The sequence below is a fragment of the Thiomonas bhubaneswarensis genome (genome assembly GCF_001418255.1).
Classification (GTDB): Bacteria; Pseudomonadota; Gammaproteobacteria; order Burkholderiales; family Burkholderiaceae_C; genus Thiomonas; species Thiomonas bhubaneswarensis.
Map to the genome: position 1 here is coordinate 143,816 of NZ_LIPV01000009.1, position 20,962 is coordinate 164,777.

Genomic DNA, 20,962 nt, shown 5'->3' on the forward strand with positions numbered 1-20,962 from the left:
GGCGGCTTACTGCGCGCAGGTCGCGCCCTCGCACTGCGCGGTGCGCATCGCGGCAATCGGCGCGTGCAGTTGATCGCTGCGCAGATAGACCCGATCGCCTTCCACCTTGACGGCGAACGCCGGGGTGCAGCCTTCGTCGGGCGCCCTGGCGCGGCCGTCTTCCAGGCGGATGGTCCAGTTGTGCAGCGGGCAGGCCACGGCGTCGCCGAGCACGATGCCCTGGCTCAACGGGCCACCCTTGTGCGGGCAGCGGTCGAGCAGCGCGTAGATGCGATCGGCCTCGGCGCGGAACACGGCGATGTCCACGCCGTCGGGGCGGCGCACGCGGCGCGCGCCCAGCGCGGGGATGTCGTCGATGCGGCAGACGACGATCCATTCGGTCGAGCGGTTCATGCCGGTTCTCCTTGGGTCGTTGCGACGGGCACGATGGGGATGAACTGCCGCGTATCCACCTGGGCCTCCTCGAACTCGAACCACGGGTCGGGTTCGCCCTGCAGCGCGAACTGCAGCCGCTCCCACAAGGCCTTGCGGCCCTCGGCGTCGTCGAGCACGCGCTGCTTCACATAGTCGAGCCCGACGCGGCCCACGTAATGCACGGTGCGCTCCAGATACCAGCCCTCCTCGCGGTAGAGCTGAATGAAGGCGCCGGTGTATTCCAGCACCTCTTCCTGCGTCTTGAGCTTGACCAGGAACTGCGCCACCTCGGTCTTGATGCCGCCGTTGCCCGCCACATACATCTCCCAGCCGGAATCGACGCCGATGATGCCCACGTCCTTGATGCCGGCCTCGGCGCAATTGCGCGGGCAGCCGCTGACGGCGAACTTCACCTTGTGCGGGGCGTACATTCGCCAGGTGGCACGCTCCAGAATCTTGCCCATGGTCGTGCTGTCCTGCGTGCCGAAGCGGCACCATTCGCTGCCCACACAGGTCTTCACCGTGCGCAGCGCCTTGGCGTAGGCGTGGCCGCTGGGCATGCCGATGTCGCGCCACACCGCCTGCAAATCTTCCTTCTTCACGCCCAGCAGGTCGATGCGCTGGCCGCCGGTGACCTTCACCGTGGGGATGGCGTATTTGTCCACCACGTCGGCGATGCGGCGCAGCTCCGCCGCGCTGGTCTCGCCGCCCCACATGCGAGGAATCACACTGTAAGTGCCGTCCTTCTGGATGTTGGCGTGGCTGCGCTCGTTGATGAAACGGCTCTGCGGGTCGTCCTTCGCCTCGTGTGGCCAGGTGGAGATGAGGTAGTAGTTCAGCGCCGGGCGGCAGCTCGAACAACCTGCCGGGGTACGCCAGCCGAGGGTTTGCATGACCTCGGGGATGCTCAGCAGATGCTGCTCGCGGATGGCGTCGCGCACGTCCTGGTGGCTGGCTTCGGTGCAGCCGCACATGGCCTTTTTCTTCGGTGCGGCGGAGTAGTCGCCACCGGCGGTGAACATCAGGATCTGCTCGACCAGGCCCGTGCACGAGCCGCAGCTGGCGCTGGCCTTGGTGTGCTTGCGCACCTCTTCCAGGGTGAACAGACCCTTGTCCTTGATGGCCTTGACGATGGCGCCCTTGCACACGCCGTTGCAGCCGCAGACCTCGTCACTGTCGGCCATGGCCGCCGCCTTGTTCTGGCCCTGGTGGCCGGCGTCGCCCAGGTGGCTCTCGCCGAACATCAGCTTGTCGCGGATGTCGTGCACGGTGCGGCCTTCGCGCAGCAGCTTGAAGTACCACGAGCCGTCGACCGTGTCGCCATACAAGCAGGCGCCCACCAGCTTGTCGCCCTGGATCACCAAGCGTTTGTACACGCCGGAAAACGGGTCGGACAGCACGATGTCCTCGCAGCCCTCGCCGCCCATGAAGTTGCCCGCCGAGAACAGGTCGATACCGGTGACCTTGAGCTTGGTGCTGGTCTGGCTGCCGGTGTAGCGGCCGATGCCCATCTGTGCCAGATGGTTAGCCACCACCTTGCCCTGCTCGAACAGTGGCGCCACCAGGCCGTAGGCGATGCCACGGTGCGCGGCGCATTCGCCCACGGCGTAGATGCGCGGGTCGGTCACGGTCTGCAGGGTGTCGCTCACCACGATGCCGCGATTGCAGTGCAGGCCGGCGCTCTCTGCCAGCGCGGTGTTGGGGCGGATGCCCGCGGCCATCACCACCAGGTCGGCAGGGATCTCGCGACCGTCCTTGAACTGCACCGCGCGCACCCGGCCTTGTTCGTTGCCCAGCAGCGCCGCGGTCTGCGCGCCGATGAGGAATTTCAGGCCGCGGTCTTCGAGCGACTTCTGCAGCAGCTTGCCCGCCACCTCGTCGAGCTGGCGCTCCATCAGCCAGGGCATGATGTGCACCACGCTCACGTCCATGCCGCGCAGCATCAGACCGTTGGCCGCCTCCAGCCCGAGCAGACCGCCGCCGATGACCACCGCGTGCCTGTGCACCTTGGCGGCCTCGATCATGGTCTCGGTGTCCTTGATGTCGCGGTAGGCAATCACGCCATCCAGCTCCTTGCCTGGCACGGGCAGGATGAAGGGCAGCGAGCCGGTGGCCAGCAGCAGCCGGTCGTAAGGCGCCTCGGTGCCGTCATCGGCGCGCACGATGCGCCTGATGCGGTCGATCGTGATCACCGTCTTGCCGGTGTGCAGGGTGATGCCGTTGTCGGCATACCAGTCCAGCGGGTTGAGGATGATCTGCTCGATGGTCTGTTCCCCGGCCAGCACCGGCGAGAGCAGTATGCGGTTGTAGTTGGGGTGCGGCTCGGCGCCGAACACGGTGATGTCATAGAGATCGGGCGCGAGCTTGAGCAGCTCTTCCAGCGCCCGCACCCCGGCCATGCCGTTGCCGACGAGAACGAGTTTGGGTTTGGTCATGATGCGGATTCCGTGAAGCTTGGCAAGAACGCGGCGCCTGATCGTCGGTTCGTGGCCTGCGTCAAGCAGCGGACCTCGATTCCACCTGTTCGGCCGCGGCGATCATCACCCCGGACAGCAGGCCGTAGGCGTCGCTCCATGCCTGCTTCACCGCTGGCGTGAAGTCCTTGCCCAGGCCCTGCTCCAGCGCGTAGAGCAGGGCGCTGCCGACATAGGCGTAGTGTTCGCTGCGCACGCCGTAACCGACATGGCCGCGTGCGAGGTTCTGCGCTGCGGGAACGATGGCTTGCAGATTGTTCAAGCCGTTGACCACCGTGTTGAGCATGGCCATGAGCTTGCGGCCCTGCTCAACCATATCGCCCTTGAACATCGGCTTGACTTGGGGTGCGATCTCGAACAGACGGGCGTAAAACAAGGCTGCGGCCTGATCGGAAATCGGCTTGACCTTGGCGAAGCTGGACTGCACCAGCATGATTTGTTCGGCGTTGAGGGACATAATGAGCTCCTTGAGCTTGGGTGGGACGGGGAAAAGGGGGAAATCGGCCATCACGCGGCCTTGGCCTGCGGATGCGCCTGGCGCTTGTAGAGGAACTCCAGCACCTGCGCGCGCAGGTGGGCGTAGTGCGGGTCTTCCGAAAGCGCCAGACGTTCGCGCGGGCGCGGCAGGTCCACGGTGAGCACGTCGCCGATGGTGGCCGCCGGGCCGTTGGTCAGCATGACGATGCGGTCCGACAGCAGTACGGCTTCGTCCACGTCGTGCGTGACCATCACCACGGTGGCGCCGCTGGCGGCGACGATGGCCTGCAGCTCGTCCTGCAGTCTGGCGCGGGTGAGGGCGTCGAGCGCGCCGAAGGGCTCGTCCATCAGCAGCACCTTGGGCTGCATGGCCAGCGCCCGGGCGATGCCCACGCGCTGCTTCATGCCGCCGGAGATTTCGTGCGGATGCTTGTGCGCAGCGTGCGGCAGGCCCACGAGTTCGAGCGCGGCCTCGGTGCGCGCCTTGAGCTGCGCCTTGGTCTCGGTGGCGCCGAACACCCGCTCCACACCGAGGTAGATGTTGCCGTGGCAGGTCAGCCAGGGCAGCAGCGAATGGTTCTGGAACACCACGGCGCGGTCGGGCCCCGGGGCGTGGATCTCGCGGCCGTCGCACACCATCACGCCGCTGCTGGGCAGGGTGAGCCCGGCGATGAGGTTGAGCAGGGTGCTCTTGCCGCAGCCGGAGTGGCCGATCAGGCTAATGAACTCGCCGCGGGCGATGTCGAGGTTGATGCCCTTGAGGGCTTGAAACGGGCCGCGCGCGGTGTCGAACACCATCTCGACCTGCTCGATGCTGATGAAGCGTTCCATGAGGTTCTCCGGTGGACGCGGCTCAGCGCGCGTCGTCGTACTGAAAGCGGCGGGTCAGCAGCATGAGCAGGCCTTCGAGGGCCATGCCGGTGACGCCGATGACCAGGATGGCGATGAGGATGTGGGCGAGGTTGAGGTTGTTCCACTCGTTCCACAGCCAGAAGCCGATACCGGTGCCGCCGGTGAGCATTTCCGCGGCGACGATGACCAGCCAGGCCGTGCCCACCGACAGCCGCACTCCGGTCATCATGTAGGGCATGACCGAGGGCAGCAGAATCTTGGTGAACACCTTCCAGCCGGACAGATCGAGCACGCGGGCGACGTTGAGATAGTCGGCCGGAATGCGCTGCACGCCGATGGCGGTGTTGATCATCATCGGCCAGATGGAGCAGATGAAGATGGTGTAGATCGCCGCCGCCGGAGCGTTGCTGAACACGTACAGGCCGATGGGCAGCCAGGCCAGAGGCGACACCGGCCGCAGCAGGCTGATGATGGGCGCCATCATGCGGCCCAGAAACTTCAGGCGGCCGATGGCGAACCCCAGCGGAATGCCCACCAGCGCCGCCAGGCCGAAGCCGTAGGCCACACGCTGCAACGAGGCCAGCAGGTTCCAGCCTATGCCCACGTCGTTCGGCCCGTTGTCATAGAAGGGATGGGCGAAGACTTTCTGCGCCGAATGCCAGGTGGCCAGCGGCGAGGGAAACTGGCTGCTGTGCTCGGCGGCGAGTTCCCACACCAGCAGCAGCAGGCCTAGGCCCAGCAGCGGCGCAACGGCGGCGAGCAGCCATTGCCGGTTGCGCGCCCGCTGGCGCTCTTGCGGCGACTTGGGTACCACGCGTGGGCGGGCGGGTGCGGCCTCGACCGGCGCTTGCGCGGTGGACGGCTGGGGCGTTGCGCCGGGCTGGGTGGCGAGGACTGCAGTGTTCATCGGAGACTCCTGGGACATCGGGGGGTGTGTACAGACCTTCTCAGGTCGCCATGTCGTTGATCTTGAAGCCGTGGGCGTAGGCCTTGGGGTCTTTGCCGTCCCACACCGTGCCGTCGATCAGCTTGGAACTGCGCAGCAGGCTCTTGGGCACGGGCACCTTCAGCGCAGTGGCCACCTCGCTGTAAAGATCGACGCGGTTCACAGCCTTGGCCACGGCGAGATAGTCGGGGTCGGTCTTGATCAGACCCCAGCGGCGGAACTGGGTGAGGAACCACATGCCGTCGGACAACCACGGGTAGTTCACCTGGCCGTCCTCGTAGAAGGTCATGGGATGCTTGTCGTCCCAGCTCTTGCCCAAGCCGTTGGTGTAGCGACCGAGGATGCGCGGCAGGATGGTTTCCACCTGGGTGTTGACATAGCCGGGAGCGGCGATCGTTTCGGCCATCTTCGTACGGTTGGCGTCCGAGGCGTCGATCCAGCGGCATGCATCGAGCACGGCCGCCATTACGGCCTTGGTGGTGTTGGGATACTTCTGCACGAACTCGGCGGTGGTGCCCAACACCTTCTCGGGATGGTCGGGCCACACCTCCTGACTGGTTGCGGCGGTGAAGCCCACCTTCTGCGCGATGGCCACCGCGTTCCACGGCTCGCCCACGCAGCAGCCGTCCATGGCTCCCACGCGCATATTGGCCACCATCTGCGGCGGCGGCACGGTGATTTCCTTGGCGTCGCGCAGTGGGTTGATGCCGTAAGTCGCCAGCCAGTAGTACAGCCACATGGCGTGGGTGCTGGTGGGAAAGGTCTGGGCGAAGGTATAGGTTCGCTTTTTCGCCAGTACGGCCTTGGCCAACTCGGGCCCGGTGGTGATACCTTCCTTGGCCACCTTGTCCGACAGGGTGATGCCCTGGCCGTTCCGATTGATGGTCATCAGCATCGCCATATCGCGCTTCGGTCCGCCGATGCCCAGTTGCACGCCGTAGATCAGCCCGTAGAGCACGTCGGCCATCTGGATGCCGCCGGTGAGCAGGTTGTCGCGCACGGCGGCCCACGAGGCCTGCTTGCTCGGCACGATTTTCACGCCATACTTTTTGTCGAAGCCCAGCACGGCGGCCATGACCACCGGGGCGCAGTCGGTCAGCGGGATGAAACCGATCTTCACCTCCTCCATCTCGGGCTTGCCGAAAGCGGGAGCAGGCGCACTCGCTGCCTGCGCCGCAGGTTGCAGCGCGGCGGGCAGCATGCCGGCCATGGCGGCAGCGGCGCCAGACTTGATGAGGGTGCGGCGCAGAGGCTGCGCCGGGGCGATGGTCTTGGGCGTGGCTTGTTGAGGCGTGCGCATGAGGTGTCCTGAAAAAGTCGGGCGAAAAAAAAGCCTCCGGGCGCCTCACACGAGGTGAAGCACACGAAGGCGTCATTGCCGATCCGATCGGGGGAGACTCCCGATCAGTGGGATTTACATAGGCCGCCATTGGCCTACGGCTCTGAAAGAGCAAGCGGCGTGCCAGGTGTCTTGAACGGGTGGCGCAGAGGGAGGAACCGGCTTCGACCCGCTGTGGGCGATACGCGCGTGGTGCGCCGTGGGCCGATGTTGCGCCAGCGTGGTGCGGGGGCGCACGCAAATCGGGCAGACGCCCGTTCAGATCAAGCCGACGGTGTCGAGAATGCGCTGCGCCACGTCGGCGAGCCTCAGACCCTTTTCCATCGCCTGCTTTCGCATGCGCGCGTAGGCCTCGTCCTCCGTGCAGTTCAGGCGCTGCATGACGATGCCCTTGGCCCGTTCCACCAGCTTGCGCTCGGAAAGTTGGGCGCGCGCGGCGTCGAGTTCGGCGCGCAGCCCCTGCTCTCGCTCGAAGCGCGCCAGCGCCACCTCGATGACCGGCTTCACGCGGCTGGGCTTGAGGCCATCGACGATATAGGCCGTCACCCCGGCGGTGATGGCAAGCTGCGCGGTTTCGGTCTCGTCGTCGTCGGTGAACAGCACGATGGGGCGCGGCGTGTCGCGCGAGGCCAGCACCACATGCTCGAGCAGGTCGCGCACGCCCGACTCGGCATCGACGATCACCAGATCGGGCTTGAGCGCGGCGATGCGATCGTCCAGATCGGGCGAGGCCGGCAGCACCGCAACCACGGCATATCCGGCATCGCGCAGCGCCTGCTCCAGCACCGCGCAGCGCTGCGCTTGCCGCGCGTGGCCGAGCGCGTCCTCCTCCAGCGCCAGCGCCGGATCGGGCGAAATGATGGCGACGGCCAGGGTACGTTGCGAATGCGGCGGGGGTGACATATCAATAAACGTGCAAATTCCATGCCCCGGACTGCACCCTGACATCGTCGAACAAGGTGCGGCAAGAAGTCATGCATCGAGTCCGGTCGCACAGCGCAGGGCGTAGGCGGCCAGCGCGGCGAGCACCTCGGCATCGTCTCCTGCGGGCTGGCTGATGTCGATCCGCAGCGTCGGAAAACGCTCCTGCGCTTCGCGTGCGATCTGCGGAATGTCGCGCTGCAGATGGCCGCCCGCACCCAGAAACAATGGAGCCACGCGAACCTGGACGCAGCCGTCCTGCCCCGCCTCTTCCAATACCTGGCGAAGCGAGGGTTGCATGCTCTCGAGAAACGCGAGCCGCACGACCAAGGATGGGCGAGCGGCCAACACAGCTTGATGCACCACCTCGAACGGTCGCGCCCATTCAGGCTGGCGGGAGCCATGAGCCAGTAGGACAAGCAGGTGGTCAGCGTGAAGCATGTGACTGTAAGGGCGGAGTTGGTTGACAAGGGTACGCCATTTCGGTTCTCGATAAGATCGCTTGCCAGTGTGACCCAAGCCAACCCATGTGAACCCCAGCAGGAACATCCGGGAGCACTTGACCGCGCCCACGGCGGATGAATGGAATGCGTCCGAAGGTCGCAGTGAAAAAGTCCGGCCGTTCTTGCTGGGCACGAGATGGGCACGGATTGGGCACGGTGCCAAAAATGCGCAGACAACAAAAAAGCCAAGCACCGCTAAGTGCTTGGCTTCATTGAGAAAATGTTGGTTGCGGGGGCTGGATTTGAACCAACGACCTTCGGGTTATGAGCCCGACGAGCTACCGAGCTGCTCCACCCCGCGCCGGAAGCTTTGAATCATACTTGAAGACCATCTTTTTTGCAAGGCACCCGTTCGCCCGAAGGCTCGTGGCGAACGGGGTGTCCATGCTTCAGGACTGGTCCGATGCGTTGTCGGACTCTGCCGAGTGCAGGGTGCTGTCTTCGAGCGCCTGCAGTTCGGCGGCGGCCTGGGCGGCGCGGTCGGCCTGCTCCATCGCGTCCTTGGCCTTGCGTGCCTGGTGGAACGCCAGACCGGTGCCTGCGGGGATGAGGCGACCGACGATAACGTTTTCCTTCAAGCCGCGCAGTTCGTCGCGCTTGCCCATGATGGCGGCTTCGGTCAGCACGCGCGTGGTTTCCTGGAAGGACGCGGCGGAGATGAAGCTGTCGGTGGACAGGCTGGCCTTGGTGATACCCAGCAGCAGGTTGTTGAAGGTCGCGGGCAGTTTGCCTTCGTGGATGAGTTGGTCGTTGGTCGCCAGTACCTGCGAACGCTCGACCTGCTCACCGGCGATGTAGTCGCTGTCGCCCGGATCCTTGATTTCAACGCGGCGCAGCATCTGGCGAACGATCACCTCGATGTGCTTGTCGTTGATCTTCACGCCCTGCAGACGGTAGACGTCCTGCACCTCGTCGACGATGTAGCGCGCCAGCGCCTCCACGCCCAGCAGGCGAAGGATGTCTTGTGGCTCGGCCGGGCCGTCGACGATGAGTTCGCCCTTGTTGACCACCTGGCCCTCGTGCACCAGCACGTTCTTTTCCTTCGGGATGAGGAACTCGCTGGAATTGCCGTCGAGGTCGGTGATGACCAGGCGGACCTTGCCTTTGGTTTCCTTGCCGAAGGAGACGGTGCCGGTGGTCTCGGCCAGCATGCCGGCATCCTTGGGTGAACGAGCTTCGAACAGCTCGGCCACGCGAGGCAGACCCCCCGTGATGTCGCGGGTCTTCTGGCCTTCCATCGGGATACGCGCCAGCACCTCGCCGGGGCCCACGTCCTGGCCGTCGCGCACCTGGATCAGCGCACCCACGGTGAAACCGATGGTCACGGCGTGATCGGTGCCGGGAATCTTGACCTCGTGGCCTTGCTCGTTGAGCAGCTTGACCTGCGGACGCACCACCTTGGCAGAGCCGCGGCGTTTCGGGTCGATCACGACGAGGGTGGAAAGGCCGGTGACTTCGTCGACCTGCTTGGCCACGGTCACGCCTTCTTCGACGTTCTCGAACTTGATCTGGCCAGCGTACTCGGTGATGATGGGGCGGGTCAGCGGATCCCAGTTGGCCACCAGGGTGCCGGCCTTGATGACCATGCCGTCCTTGACGAACAGGGTCGCGCCGTAGGGCACCTTGTGGCGCTCGCGCTCGCGGCCGTGGTCGTCGGTGACCAGCACTTCGCCAGAGCGGGTGATGACCACCTGCTCGCCCTTGGTGTTGGTGACGTAACGCATGGTGGCGGTAAAGCGCACGGTACCGGCACTCTTGGCCTCCACGCTCGACACCACCGCCGCACGCGACGCCGCACCACCGATGTGGAAGGTGCGCATGGTCAGCTGGGTGCCGGGTTCGCCGATGGACTGCGCGGCAATCACGCCGACCGCTTCACCGTTGGTGACCAGCGTGCCGCGGCCGAGATCGCGGCCGTAGCACTTGGCGCAGATGCCGTAGCGGGTTTCGCAGGTGAGCGCGGTGCGCACCTTGATCTCGTCGATGCCCGCGGCCTCGACCAGGTCGAGCATGTCCTCGTCGAGCATCTCGCCCGCGGGCACGATGACCTCCTGCGTTTCGGGATTGACGACATCCACCGCCGCAACGCGGCCGAGGACGCGGTCGCGCAGCGATTCGATGACTTCACCGCCTTCGACCAGGGCGCGCATATTCGTGCCATTGGCCGTGCCGCAATCGGTTTCGGTGACCACCAGATCCTGGGTCACGTCCACCAGACGGCGGGTCAGGTAGCCGGAGTTCGCGGTCTTCAGCGCCGTGTCGGCCAGGCCCTTGCGGGCACCGTGCGTGGAGATGAAGTACTGCAGCACGTTGAGGCCCTCACGGAAGTTGGCCGTGATGGGGGTCTCGATGATGGAGCCGTCAGGCTTGGCCATCAGGCCGCGCATGCCGGCCAGCTGGCGGATCTGGGCTGCGGAACCGCGGGCGCCCGAGTCGGCCATCATGTAGATGGAGTTGAACGACTCCTGGCGCACGTCCTTGCCGTGACGGTCCTTGACCGTCTGGTTGGAGAGATGGTTCATCAGCGCCTTGCCGACTTCGTCACCGGCGCGGCCCCAGATGTCCACGACCTTGTTGTAGCGCTCGCCTTGCGTCACCAGACCGGAGGAGTACTGCTGCTCGATCTCCTTGACTTCCTTCTCGGCGCGGGCGATGACCTTGTACTTCTCTTCCGGGATCAGCATGTCGTCGATGCTGATGGAGATGCCGGCCTTGGTCGCCAGCGAGAAGCCCGACTGCAGCAGCTTGTCGGCGAAGATCGCGGTGTCGCGCAGGCCGCAGCGGCGGAACGAGGCATTGATCAGGCGCGAGATTTCCTTCTTCTTCAGCGCCTTGTTCATGATGCTGAACGGCAGGCCCTTGGGCAGGATTTCGGACAGCAGCGCGCGGCCGACGGTGGTTTCCACCACGGCGGTCTTGGGCGTGAGGCTGCCCGTGGCCTTGTCCTTCTCGAACTCGGTCAGGCGAACGCTGATGCGGCTGGTGATCTCGACCTGCTTGGCATCGAGCGCGCGCTGCACTTCGGCCACATCGGCGAACACGATGCCTTCGCCGCGGCCGTTGATGCGCTCACGGGTGGCGTAGTACAGGCCGAGCACCATGTCCTGCGACGGCACGATGGAAGGTTCGCCGTTGGCCGGGAACAGGATGTTGTTCGAGGCCAGCATGAGCGCGCGGGCTTCGATCTGCGCCTCGAGCGACAGCGGCACGTGCACGGCCATCTGGTCTCCGTCGAAGTCGGCATTGAACGCGGCGCAGACCAGCGGGTGCAGCTGGATGGCCTTGCCTTCGATCAGCAACGGCTCGAAGGCCTGAATGCCCAGGCGGTGCAGCGTGGGCGCGCGGTTGAGCATCACCGGATGCTCGCGGATCACGTCTTCGAGAATGTCCCAGACGATGGGGGTCTGCGATTCGACTTCCTTCTTGGCCGCCTTGATGGTGGTGGCCACGCCCATGGTTTCGAGCTTGTGGAAGATGAAGGGCTTGAACAGCTCCAGGGCCATCAGCTTGGGCAGGCCGCACTGATGCAGCTTGAGCGTGGGGCCCACGGTGATGACCGAACGGCCCGAGTAGTCGACGCGCTTGCCCAGCAGGTTCTGGCGGAAGCGGCCGCTCTTGCCCTTGATCATGTCGGCCAGCGACTTGAGCGGGCGCTTGTTCTGCCCCACCATCGCCTTGCCGCGACGGCCGTTGTCCATCAGCGAATCCACCGCCTCCTGCAGCATGCGCTTTTCGTTGCGCACGATGATTTCAGGCGCGGACAGCTCCAGCAGACGGCGCAGGCGGTTGTTGCGGTTGATGACGCGGCGGTAGAGGTCGTTCAGGTCGGAAGTGGCGAAGCGGCCGCCGTCCAGCGGAACGAGCGGACGCAGATCGGGCGGCAGCACGGGCAGCACCGTCATGACCATCCACTCGGGCTTGGTGCCGGAGTCTTTGAACGCCTGCATCACCTTGAGGCGTTTGACGTTCTTCTTCACCTTGGTGTCGGAGCCGGTCATGTCGCCGCGCAGCTTCTCGATCTCCAGGTCGAGATCCATGTTGTGCAGCAGCGCGTGAATGCCTTCGGCGCCCATGAAGGCGACGAACTCGTCGCCGAACTCGGTGCGCTTGGCGGCGAACTCGTCTTCAGAGAGCACCTGGCCGGCCTTGAGCGGTGTCATGCCGGGGTCGGTGACCACATAGGCCTCGAAGTACAGCACGCGCTCGATGTCGCGCAGCGCCATGTCGAGCACGATGCCCAGGCGGGACGGCAGGCTCTTGAGGAACCAGATGTGCGCCACCGGGCTGGCCATGTCGATATGGCCCATGCGCTCGCGGCGCACCTTGCTCTGGGTGACTTCGACCCCGCACTTCTCGCAGATCACACCGCGGTGCTTGAGGCGCTTGTACTTGCCGCACAGGCATTCGTAGTCCTTGATCGGGCCGAAGATCTTGGCGCAGAACAGGCCGTCGCGCTCGGGCTTGAACGTGCGGTAGTTGATGGTCTCAGGCTTCTTCACCTCACCGAACGACCAGGAACGGATTTTCTCCGGCGACGCCAGGCCGATGCGAATGGCGTCGAAATGCTCATCCTGATGAAACTGCTTGAACAGGTCGAGTAGCGCTTTCATGCTTTCACTCCTTCAGTTGCCAGCCCGATGCGCCACCGAGGCGCACCGGGTGCGGCATCAATCAATTGCGTTCGAGTTCGATGTCCAGACCCAGGGAACGGATTTCCTTGATCAGCACGTTGAACGACTCGGGCATCCCGGCTTCGATGATGTGATCGCCCTTGACGATGCTCTCGTACATCTTGGTGCGACCCTGCGTATCGTCGGACTTGACCGTGAGCATCTCCTGCAGCACGTAGGACGCGCCGTAGGCTTCGAGCGCCCAGACTTCCATCTCGCCGAAACGCTGGCCACCGAACTGTGCCTTGCCGCCCAGCGGCTGCTGGGTGACGAGCGAGTACGGGCCGGTGGAGCGGGCGTGCATCTTGTCGTCGACCAGGTGGTGCAGCTTGAGCATGTGCATGATGCCCACGGTCACCGGACGCTCGAACTGCTCGCCGGTACGGCCGTCGGTCAGCATGACCTGTTTCTTCGCGGCGGTGAGCTGCAGCTTCTCGGCGATGTCGTCGGGGTAGGCCAGGTCGAGCATCTGCCCGATTTCGGCTTCGCTGGCGCCGTCGAACACCGGGCTGGCGATGGGCAGGCCGGCCTTGAGGTTGCCCGCCAGTTCGAGCACCTCGGCATCGCTGAGCTTGTCCAGCGCTTCCTGTTTGCCGCTGAAGTTGTAGAGCGTGCCCAGGAGCTTGCGCAGCTCGGTCGCCTTGGCGTGCGCCTGCAGCATGTCGTTGACGCGCTTGCCGATGCCGATCGAGGCCCAGCCCAGATGGGTTTCGAGAATCTGGCCGATGTTCATGCGCGAGGGCACGCCCAGCGGGTTCAGCACGATGTCCACCGTGGTGCCATCGGGCATGTGCGGCATGTCCTCGACCGGAACGATCTTGGAGACCACGCCCTTGTTGCCGTGACGGCCGGCCATCTTGTCGCCGGGCTGCAGACGGCGCTTGACGGCCAGATAGACCTTGACCATCTTGAGCACGCCGGTGGGCAGTTCATCGCCCTGGGTGAGCTTGCGGCGCTTTTCTTCGAACATCAGGTCGAACTCGTGGCGACGCTTTTCCAGCGACTCCTTGAGCTGTTCCATCTGCTGCGCCAGGGCTTCGTCGGCGGGGCGGATGTCGAACCAGTGATAGCGATCGGTCTCGCCCAGGTAATCGGAAGTGATGGTCGAGCCCTTGGGCAGCTTGTTCGGGCCGCCGTTGGCGGTCTTGCCCGTGAGCAGCTTGCCCAGACGGTCGAAGGTGTCGGCCTCGACGATGCGCATCTGGTCGTTCAGATCGAGGCGGTAGCGCTTGAGTTCGTCGTCGATGATCTGCTGGGCGCGCTTGTCGCGCGGAATGCCCTCGCGGGTGAAGACCTGCACGTCGATGACGGTACCGTACATGCCCGAGGGCACGCGCAGCGAAGTGTCCTTCACGTCGGAAGCCTTCTCGCCGAAGATGGCGCGAAGCAGCTTCTCTTCGGGCGTGAGCTGGGTTTCGCCCTTGGGCGTGACCTTGCCCACGAGCACGTCGCCCGCCTCGACTTCGGCACCCACGTAGATGATGCCCGACTCGTCCAGGCGCGCAAGCTGATGCTCGGACAGGTTGGGAATGTCGCGCGTGATTTCTTCGGAGCCCAGCTTGGTGTCGCGGGCCGGCACGTTCAGCTCTTCGATGTGGATCGAGGTGAAGCGGTCTTCGGCCACCACGCGCTCGGACAGCAGGATCGAGTCTTCGTAGTTGTAGCCGTTCCAGGGCATGAAGGCCACCAGCATGTTCTGGCCCAGCGCGAGTTCGCCCAGGTCGGTCGAGGCGCCGTCGGCGATCACATCGCCCTTGGCCAGCTTGTCGCCGCGCTTGACCAGGGGACGCTGGTGAATGTTGGTGTTCTGGTTGGAGCGCTGGTACTTGATGAGGTTGTAGATGTCCACGCCGACTTCGCCCGCCTGGGTTTCGGCATCAAAGACGCGCACCACGATACGGGCACTGTCCACATAGTCCACCACGCCACCACGCAGGGCGGTGACCACGGTGCCCGAGTCGACCGCGGTGACACGCTCGACGCCGGTGCCGACCAGCGGCTTTTCAGGGCGCAGCACGGGCACGGCCTGGCGCTGCATATTGGCGCCCATCAGGGCGCGGTTGGCGTCGTCGTGTTCGAGGAAGGGCACGAGCGAAGCCGCGACCGACACGATCTGGCTGGGCGACACGTCCATGTACTGCACGCGCTCGGGCGAGACGAGGATGGATTCACCCTTCTCACGGGCCGAAACCAGCTCGTCGTTGAGCAGGCCGTTTTCATCCATGCCGGCGTTGGCCTGGGCGATAACGTACTTGCCCTCCTCGATCGCCGAGAGGTAGTCGATCTGGTCGGTGACCTTGCGGTCGATCACGCGGCGATACGGCGTTTCGATGAAACCGTATTCGTTCAGGCGCGCAAACAGCGCCAGCGAGTTGATCAGACCGATGTTCGGGCCTTCTGGCGTTTCGATCGGGCAGACGCGACCGTAATGCGTGGGGTGCACGTCGCGCACCTCGAAACCGGCGCGCTCGCGCGTCAGACCGCCCGGGCCCAGGGCCGAGACGCGACGCTTGTGGGTGATCTCCGACAGCGGGTTGGTCTGGTCCATGAACTGCGACAGCTGACTCGAGCCGAAGAACTCCTTGATCGCCGCCGAGATGGGCTTGGAGTTGATGAAGTCGTGCGGCATCAGGTTTTCGGTCTCGGCCTGGCCCAGACGCTCCTTGACCGCGCGCTCGATGCGCGACAGACCGGCGCGGAACTGGTTCTCGGCCAGTTCGCCGACGCAGCGCACGCGGCGGTTGCCGAGGTGGTCGATGTCGTCCACCTCACCGCGGCCGTTGCGCAGATCGACCAGCAGCTTGATGACCGCCATGATGTCTTCGTGCGACAACACCATCTCGCCTTCGATCTCCTCGCGGCCGAGGCGGCGATTGAACTTCATGCGACCCACACGCGACAGGTCGTAGGCGTCGGCGTCGAAGAACAGGCGGTTGAACAGGGCCTCGACCGCGTCTTCGGTCGGCGGCTCGCCGGGGCGCATCATGCGGTAGATCGCCACCTTGGCGCCGAGCTGATCGGCCACTTCATCGATGCGCAGGGTCTGCGAGATGAAGGCGCCCTGGTCGAGGTCGTTGACGTACAGGGTCTGGATTTGCTGGACCCCGGCTTCGCGGATCTTTTTCAGCAGCGGCTCGGTCAGCTCGTCGTTGGCGCGCGCCACGATCTCGCCGGTCTCCTGCGACACCAGATTGCGCGCCAGCACCTTGCCAATGAGGAAATCCTCGGGAACGGACAGACGCGAGGTGCCGCTTTGCTCCAGATCGCGCAGGTTGCGCGTATTGATGCGCTTGTCCTTGGCGACGACCACCTTGCCGTTTTTGTCAACGATGTCGAAACGCGCCACCTCGCCCTTGAAGTGATCGGGCACGAATTCGAGCAGCGCGCCATCGTCCATCAGTTGCATGTGGTCGAAGGCGAAGAAATGCGCCAGGATCTGCTCGGGGTTCAGGCCCAGGGCCTTGAGCAGAATGGTGACCGGCATCTTACGGCGACGGTCGACGCGGAAATACAGAATGTCCTTGGCGTCGAACTCGAAATCGAGCCAGGAGCCACGGTAGGGAATGATGCGGGCGCTGAACAACAGCTTGCCCGAGCTGTGCGTCTTGCCCTTGTCATGCTCGAAAAACACGCCTGGCGAGCGATGCAGCTGGCTGACGATGACGCGCTCGGTGCCGTTGATGATGAAGGAACCCTTGTCGGTCATGAGCGGAATCTCGCCCATGTAGACCTCCTGCTCCTTCACCTCCTTGACCGTGGGCTTGGCCGCCTCGCGGTCCATCACGATCAGGCGCACCTTGGCCCGCAGCGCCGACGCAAAGGTCAGTCCGCGCTGCTGGCACTCGCGCACGTCGAACACGGGCTTGGCCAGGGTGTAGCCGTTGTATTCCATGCGCACGTTCTGGTTGTGCGACACGATGGGGAAAATGGCGCGGAACGCCGCTTCCAGTCCTTCGTCCTGGCGCTGCGCCGGGGGAAGGTCTTTCTGCAGAAAGGCCTCGTAGGAGTTGATCTGCGTAGCCAGCAGATAGGGAACATCCAGGACGCTCTGGCGGCTGCCAAAACTTTTCCGAATGCGCTTTTTCTCAGTGAACGAGTAGGACATGGATACGCTCCGCTCCACAGGGACAAAATCAGTTATCGCATGCCCCGGGAAGAACCCAGACCATGCGATAACTGCTTACGCAGTGACGACCAAAACGCCTCGCCAGTTCGAACCGACAGAAGGCGCGAAAGCCCGGAAGGCCAATTGACCTTCCGGGCCCACACCAAACCGGCGACTTACTTGATTTCAGCCTTGGCGCCAGCTTCTTCCAGCTTCTTCTTGGCCGCTTCGGCGTCAGCCTTGGCGATGCCTTCCTTGACGGCCTTGGGCGCGCCATCCACCAGGTCCTTGGCTTCCTTCAGACCCAGGCCCGTCAGTTCACGCACGGCCTTGATCACGCTGACCTTGTTGGCACCGGCTTCGAGCAGCATCACGTTGAATTCGGTCTGCTCTTCAGCCGGGGCAGCTGCGCCGCCACCCGCGCCAGGAGCGGCCACTGCCATGGCGGCTGCGGACACGCCGAATTTTTCTTCGAACGCCTTGACCAGGTCGTTCAGTTCGAGAACGGTCATGCCACCGACGGCGTCGAGGATGTCTTGTTGGTTCATTGCCATTTGTTGACTCCGAGATAAATGTTTGAAAAGAGAATGTTGAAAGCTTCAGCCTGATCAGGCTGCTTCGGCTTCGCGTTTTTTCGCCAGCTGGCCCAGCGCCACGGCAAAGCCGGACACGGGGGCTTGCATCACACCCAGCAGACGCGCCAGCAGGACTTCGCGCGGCGGAATGCTGGCAAGGGCCTTGACCCCGGCGGCGTCGAGCGCCTTGCCGTTGACGACACCCGAGCGGATGACCAGCTTTTCATTGGATTTGGCAAAGTCGTTGATGACCCGCGCGGCGGCCACTGCGTCTTCGGAAAAACCGTAGATCAGCGGACCTGCCATCTCACCGGCAAGAACCTCGCACGGGGTACCCGTGACGGCGCGCCGCGCCAGGGTGTTCTTGAACACCTGGAGATGCACGCCGTTGTTGCGAGCCTGCTTGCGCAGTTGTGTCATCTGCTCGACTGCAATGCCGCGATACTCGGCCAGAACCAGGGACTGCGCCTTGGCTGCCAGCGCCGAGATTTCCTCGACTGAAGCTTGCTTTTCAGAGCGGTTGAGACTCAAGATTGACTCCTGAAGAAATTGCCTCGAACCCTGCGGTTCGCGGCGCCTAAACAAGCGTCCTCTGGAGTGACTACAGACATGGCTCGCACCTTGCCCATTCTCTCGTCCAGCGGGTTCGCCATCTGCGCAGACCCGACACCCAAGGCTGATGTCGAATTAAGCGAGACCCTGGTCTCGCGCCTGCGGTCTTGGATCGCCCGAGGCGGCAAAACATCACCGCCTCGGCCCACCAATTCCTGCACGACCCACCCGACCGTTGCGTCAGGCGAGGCCGTTTCAAACATTTATTGCCCAGCGACAGCCGCGTTCACCGTGGCGGTATCGACGCGCACGCCGATGCCCATGGTGGACGAAACCGCGACCTTTTTCAGGTAGATGCCTTTGGCGGCTGCGGGACGCGCCTTTTGCAGCGCCTCGATCAACGCCGTCAGGTTGTTGCGCAGCGCATCCGGGCCGAACGAAGCACGGCCGATCGTGCCGTGCACGATGCCCGCCTTGTCGGCGCGGAACTGCACCTGACCGGCCTTGGCGTTTTTCACCGCACCGGCCACGTCCGGCGTCACCGTGCCAACCTTGGGGTTGGGCATCATGCCGCGCGGGCCGAGAATCTGACCCAGCGCGCCGACCACGCGCATGGCATCGGGCGAGGCGATGACGATGTCGAAATTGAGGTTACCGGCCTTGACCTGCTCGGCCAGATCGTCGAAACCGACAATATCGGCGCCAGCGGCCTTGGCCTCTTCGGCCTTGGCACCTTGAGCGAACACGGCCACGCGCTTGACTTTGCCGGTACCGGCGGGCAGCACGACCGAACCGCGCACCACCTGATCGGACTTGCGGGTATCCACGCCAAGGCTCACGGCCACGTCGATGGATTCGTCGAACTTGGCGACCGCGCATTCCTTGACCAGCGCCAGCGCCTCATCGAGCGCGTAGAGCTTGTTGGAATCGACCTTGGCACGCAAGGCGGCATAACGTTTGGACATCTTGGCCATTTACACGCCCTCCACAGTCACGCCCATCGAACGGGCCGTGCCCGCAATGGTGCGAACAGCCGCGTCCAGATCGGCGGCCGTCAGGTCTTTCATCTTGGTGTTGGCGATCTCTTCGAGCTGGGCCCGGGTGATCTTGCCCACCTTGTCGGTATGCGGCTTGGCCGAGCCCTTGTCGAGCTTGATGGCCTTCTTGATCAGCACGCCGGCGGGCGGCGTCTTGATGATGAAGGTGAAGGACTTGTCCGCGAAAGCGGTGATGACCACCGGCAGCGCCAGACCTGGCTCGACACCCTGGGTCTGCGCGTTGAACGCCTTGCAGAACTCCATGATGTTGAGGCCGCGCTGACCGAGCGCCGGGCCGATCGGCGGCGAGGGATTGGCTTTACCAGCTGGCACTTGCAGCTTGATGAAGCCGACAATTTTCTTTGCCATGTTGACTCCGTATGGGTACGAGCGCCGACGTTTTCACGAGGCTCCCCGAAACCCGCCCTTTGCATTGCCTCTGCAGCCCGGGCGGGAAGGGCCGCAGTTGAGGATTCTGGACAGACCAGCTGCCCGCAATCTGTTGGTCAGGTGGATTGCAAGCGTCAGAGACGCTCGACCTGCTGAAACTCCAGCTCCACCGGGGTGGCGCGACCGAAGATGGTGACGGAGACGCGAAGCCGCGACTTCTCGTAGTTCACCTCCTCGACATTGCCATTGAAGTCGGTGAACGGGCCCTCCTTGATGCGGACCATTTCTCCAACCTCGAACTGCACCTTGGGACGCGGCTTGTCCGCACCCTCCTGCATCTGGCTCATGATCTTGTTGACATCAGCCTCGCTGATCGGAACGGGGCGGTTCTTGGCACCGCCTACGAATCCGGTCACCTTGCTGGTGTGCTTGACCAGATGCCACGTGGCGTCGTCCATCTCCATCTCGACGAGGACATACCCCGGAAAGAATCGACGCTCGGTAATGCTCTTGTGGCCATTCTTGATCTCGACGACCTCCTCGGTCGGCACCAGAATGCGGCCGAATTTGCTTTGCATCCCCGCGCGCTCAATGCGCTCGGCAAGGTTGCGCTGCACCGCCTTCTCCATGCCCGAATAGGCATGAACGACATACCACTGCTTGCCCGCCTGCGCGGCCATTGTTTGTGCCTCAGCCATACTCATGCTCCCAGCCCGTACTCTTAACGCTTCCAACCGAGAATCAGGTTGTAGAGCACATATTCCAGCGTCTTGTCCGTCAGCCAGAGGAAAAGGGCCATCAGGATGACGAAGGCAAACACAATACCAGTCATCTGGATCGCCTCCTTGCGCGAAGGCCAGACGACCTTCTTGGTTTCGCGCACGGAATCCTGTCCGTAAGCGATGAGCGCACGACCCGGCTCGGAGAAGAAAAACACCACCACCGCCGCAGCCAACAAAACCAGCAACGCGACGACCCGCACCCACATCGGCTGGCCGCCCAGTCCATAGAACAGGCCGAGCGCCGCGATCAGCAGAACCGCCGCCGCCCCCAACTTCGCTTTGTCCGCCCCAGTGGAGACGGTTTCGACAGACGGATTTGCCATATGGATTTACGGGAATTACGCGCGTTCAATACCGTTCAATACCAAAACGCCGCGTCGTGGCAGGGGCAGAGGGAATCGAACCCCCAACCTTCGGTTTTGGAGACCGACGCTCTGCCAATTGAGCTATGCCCCTGTACCTTCAGCACCAAGGCCGCTGCCTGAAAACAGGTAGCGGCCGCAATTCAAACAGATCCGGGCACGGTCTGCAGATCCCACCCGGAAAACCCGCGACGACAAGCGTCGCTTACTCGATGATCTTCGCCACCACCCCGGCGCCGACGGTGCGGCCACCTTCGCGGATGGCAAAGCGCAGGCCTTCTTCCATGGCGATGGGGGCGATCAGCTTGACGGTGATGCTGACGTTGTCGCCGGGCATGACCATTTCCTTGTCCTTGGGCAGCTCCACGGCACCGGTGACGTCGGTGGTGCGGAAGTAGAACTGGGGACGGTAGTTGTTGAAGAAGGGGGTGTGGCGGCCGCCTTCGTCTTTTGAGAGGACGTAGATCTCGGCGGTGAAGTGGGTGTGGGGCTTGACGGAGCCGGGCTTGCACAGCACCTGGCCGCGCTCGACGTCTTCACGCTTGGTGCCGCGCAGCAGAATG

Annotated in this window: 17 protein-coding genes and 2 tRNA genes; all 19 read right to left on the reverse strand. The window is 64.0% G+C overall.

Annotated elements, in window-relative coordinates; translation table 11 throughout:
• Window positions 1-6 precede the first annotated feature (6 nt).
• Window positions 7-393: a nitrite reductase small subunit NirD gene (nirD, locus tag ASC45_RS12595; RefSeq protein ID WP_055451381.1), complete on the reverse strand. Its 387-nt coding sequence runs from the start codon at window positions 391-393 to the stop codon at window positions 7-9.
• Complete coding sequence (nirB, locus tag ASC45_RS12600; RefSeq protein WP_055451382.1) at window positions 390-2,849, reverse strand: nitrite reductase large subunit NirB; 2,460 nt, start codon at window positions 2,847-2,849, stop codon at window positions 390-392. The genes nirD and nirB overlap by 4 nt, the downstream gene beginning before the upstream one ends.
• Window positions 2,850-2,910: 61 nt before the next feature.
• Window positions 2,911-3,345: a globin family protein gene (locus ASC45_RS12605; protein WP_055451383.1), complete on the reverse strand. Its 435-nt coding sequence runs from the start codon at window positions 3,343-3,345 to the stop codon at window positions 2,911-2,913.
• Between the two features lie 50 nt (window positions 3,346-3,395).
• Complete coding sequence (locus ASC45_RS12610) at window positions 3,396-4,196, reverse strand: ABC transporter ATP-binding protein (RefSeq protein WP_055451384.1); 801 nt, start codon at window positions 4,194-4,196, stop codon at window positions 3,396-3,398.
• Between the two features lie 22 nt (window positions 4,197-4,218).
• Window positions 4,219-5,124: a nitrate ABC transporter permease gene (gene ntrB, locus ASC45_RS12615; RefSeq protein WP_055451385.1), complete on the reverse strand. Its 906-nt coding sequence runs from the start codon at window positions 5,122-5,124 to the stop codon at window positions 4,219-4,221.
• Window positions 5,125-5,164: 40 nt separating this feature from the next.
• Entirely contained in the window at window positions 5,165-6,463 is a 1,299-nt protein-coding gene (locus ASC45_RS12620) for a CmpA/NrtA family ABC transporter substrate-binding protein (protein ID WP_055451386.1), read from the reverse strand.
• 297 nt (window positions 6,464-6,760) lie between these two features.
• Window positions 6,761-7,405, reverse strand: coding sequence for an ANTAR domain-containing response regulator (locus tag ASC45_RS12625; protein WP_055451387.1), 645 nt, complete (start codon window positions 7,403-7,405; stop codon window positions 6,761-6,763).
• A gap of 69 nt (window positions 7,406-7,474) precedes the next feature.
• On the reverse strand, window positions 7,475-7,972 hold the full coding sequence (locus ASC45_RS12630) for a sirohydrochlorin chelatase (protein WP_082454402.1): 498 nt from the start codon (window positions 7,970-7,972) through the stop codon (window positions 7,475-7,477).
• 178 nt (window positions 7,973-8,150) lie between these two features.
• Window positions 8,151-8,227: transfer RNA gene (locus ASC45_RS12635), tRNA-Met, on the reverse strand.
• Window positions 8,228-8,315: 88 nt separating this feature from the next.
• Window positions 8,316-12,536, reverse strand: a complete 4,221-nt coding sequence (gene rpoC / locus ASC45_RS12640; protein WP_055451389.1) for a DNA-directed RNA polymerase subunit beta' — start codon at window positions 12,534-12,536, stop codon at window positions 8,316-8,318.
• A 61-nt stretch (window positions 12,537-12,597) separates the two neighbouring features.
• On the reverse strand, window positions 12,598-16,701 hold the full coding sequence (gene rpoB, locus ASC45_RS12645) for a DNA-directed RNA polymerase subunit beta (RefSeq protein ID WP_055451390.1): 4,104 nt from the start codon (window positions 16,699-16,701) through the stop codon (window positions 12,598-12,600).
• A 176-nt stretch (window positions 16,702-16,877) separates the two neighbouring features.
• Complete coding sequence (gene rplL / locus ASC45_RS12650) at window positions 16,878-17,255, reverse strand: 50S ribosomal protein L7/L12 (RefSeq protein ID WP_055451391.1); 378 nt, start codon at window positions 17,253-17,255, stop codon at window positions 16,878-16,880.
• 54 nt (window positions 17,256-17,309) lie between these two features.
• Window positions 17,310-17,807: a 50S ribosomal protein L10 gene (gene rplJ / locus ASC45_RS12655; RefSeq protein WP_055451392.1), complete on the reverse strand. Its 498-nt coding sequence runs from the start codon at window positions 17,805-17,807 to the stop codon at window positions 17,310-17,312.
• A gap of 284 nt (window positions 17,808-18,091) precedes the next feature.
• Window positions 18,092-18,802 (reverse strand): 50S ribosomal protein L1, encoded by a 711-nt coding sequence (gene rplA, locus ASC45_RS12660; RefSeq protein WP_055451393.1) that lies wholly within the window; start codon window positions 18,800-18,802, stop codon window positions 18,092-18,094.
• Window positions 18,803-19,234, reverse strand: a complete 432-nt coding sequence (gene rplK, locus ASC45_RS12665; protein ID WP_013107509.1) for a 50S ribosomal protein L11 — start codon at window positions 19,232-19,234, stop codon at window positions 18,803-18,805. It abuts the gene before it with no gap.
• A gap of 155 nt (window positions 19,235-19,389) precedes the next feature.
• The gene (nusG, locus tag ASC45_RS12670) at window positions 19,390-19,953 is read right to left on the reverse strand and encodes a transcription termination/antitermination protein NusG (RefSeq protein ID WP_055451394.1); all 564 of its coding nucleotides are present in this window, start codon (window positions 19,951-19,953) and stop codon (window positions 19,390-19,392) included.
• 23 nt (window positions 19,954-19,976) lie between these two features.
• A complete protein-coding gene (gene secE / locus ASC45_RS12675; RefSeq protein ID WP_055451395.1) occupies window positions 19,977-20,360 on the reverse strand; it encodes a preprotein translocase subunit SecE in 384 nt (127 codons plus the stop codon).
• Window positions 20,361-20,417: 57 nt separating this feature from the next.
• Window positions 20,418-20,493 (reverse strand) — tRNA-Trp (locus tag ASC45_RS12680).
• A gap of 111 nt (window positions 20,494-20,604) precedes the next feature.
• Window positions 20,605-20,962: elongation factor Tu (locus tag ASC45_RS12685; RefSeq protein WP_483855325.1), on the reverse strand; the 358-nt coding region annotated here is incomplete at its 5' end.

Bases quoted from the DNA above. Each gene is read 5' to 3' on its own strand.
- nirD (WP_055451381.1), bottom strand. From the start codon at position 393: ATGAACCGCTCGACCGAATGGATCGTCGTCTGCCGCATCGACGACATC.
- nirB (WP_055451382.1), bottom strand. From the start codon at position 2,849: ATGACCAAACCCAAACTCGTTCTCGTCGGCAACGGCATGGCCGGGGTG.
- ASC45_RS12605 (WP_055451383.1), bottom strand. From the start codon at position 3,345: ATGTCCCTCAACGCCGAACAAATCATGCTGGTGCAGTCCAGCTTCGCC.
- ASC45_RS12610 (WP_055451384.1), bottom strand. From the start codon at position 4,196: ATGGAACGCTTCATCAGCATCGAGCAGGTCGAGATGGTGTTCGACACC.
- ntrB (WP_055451385.1), bottom strand. From the start codon at position 5,124: ATGAACACTGCAGTCCTCGCCACCCAGCCCGGCGCAACGCCCCAGCCG.
- ASC45_RS12620 (WP_055451386.1), bottom strand. From the start codon at position 6,463: ATGCGCACGCCTCAACAAGCCACGCCCAAGACCATCGCCCCGGCGCAG.
- ASC45_RS12625 (WP_055451387.1), bottom strand. From the start codon at position 7,405: ATGTCACCCCCGCCGCATTCGCAACGTACCCTGGCCGTCGCCATCATT.
- ASC45_RS12630 (WP_082454402.1), bottom strand. From the start codon at position 7,972: ATGTTCCTGCTGGGGTTCACATGGGTTGGCTTGGGTCACACTGGCAAG.
- rpoC (WP_055451389.1), bottom strand. From the start codon at position 12,536: ATGAAAGCGCTACTCGACCTGTTCAAGCAGTTTCATCAGGATGAGCAT.
- rpoB (WP_055451390.1), bottom strand. From the start codon at position 16,701: ATGTCCTACTCGTTCACTGAGAAAAAGCGCATTCGGAAAAGTTTTGGC.
- rplL (WP_055451391.1), bottom strand. From the start codon at position 17,255: ATGGCAATGAACCAACAAGACATCCTCGACGCCGTCGGTGGCATGACC.
- rplA (WP_055451393.1), bottom strand. From the start codon at position 18,802: ATGGCCAAGATGTCCAAACGTTATGCCGCCTTGCGTGCCAAGGTCGAT.
- rplK (WP_013107509.1), bottom strand. From the start codon at position 19,234: ATGGCAAAGAAAATTGTCGGCTTCATCAAGCTGCAAGTGCCAGCTGGT.
- nusG (WP_055451394.1), bottom strand. From the start codon at position 19,953: ATGGCTGAGGCACAAACAATGGCCGCGCAGGCGGGCAAGCAGTGGTAT.
- secE (WP_055451395.1), bottom strand. From the start codon at position 20,360: ATGGCAAATCCGTCTGTCGAAACCGTCTCCACTGGGGCGGACAAAGCG.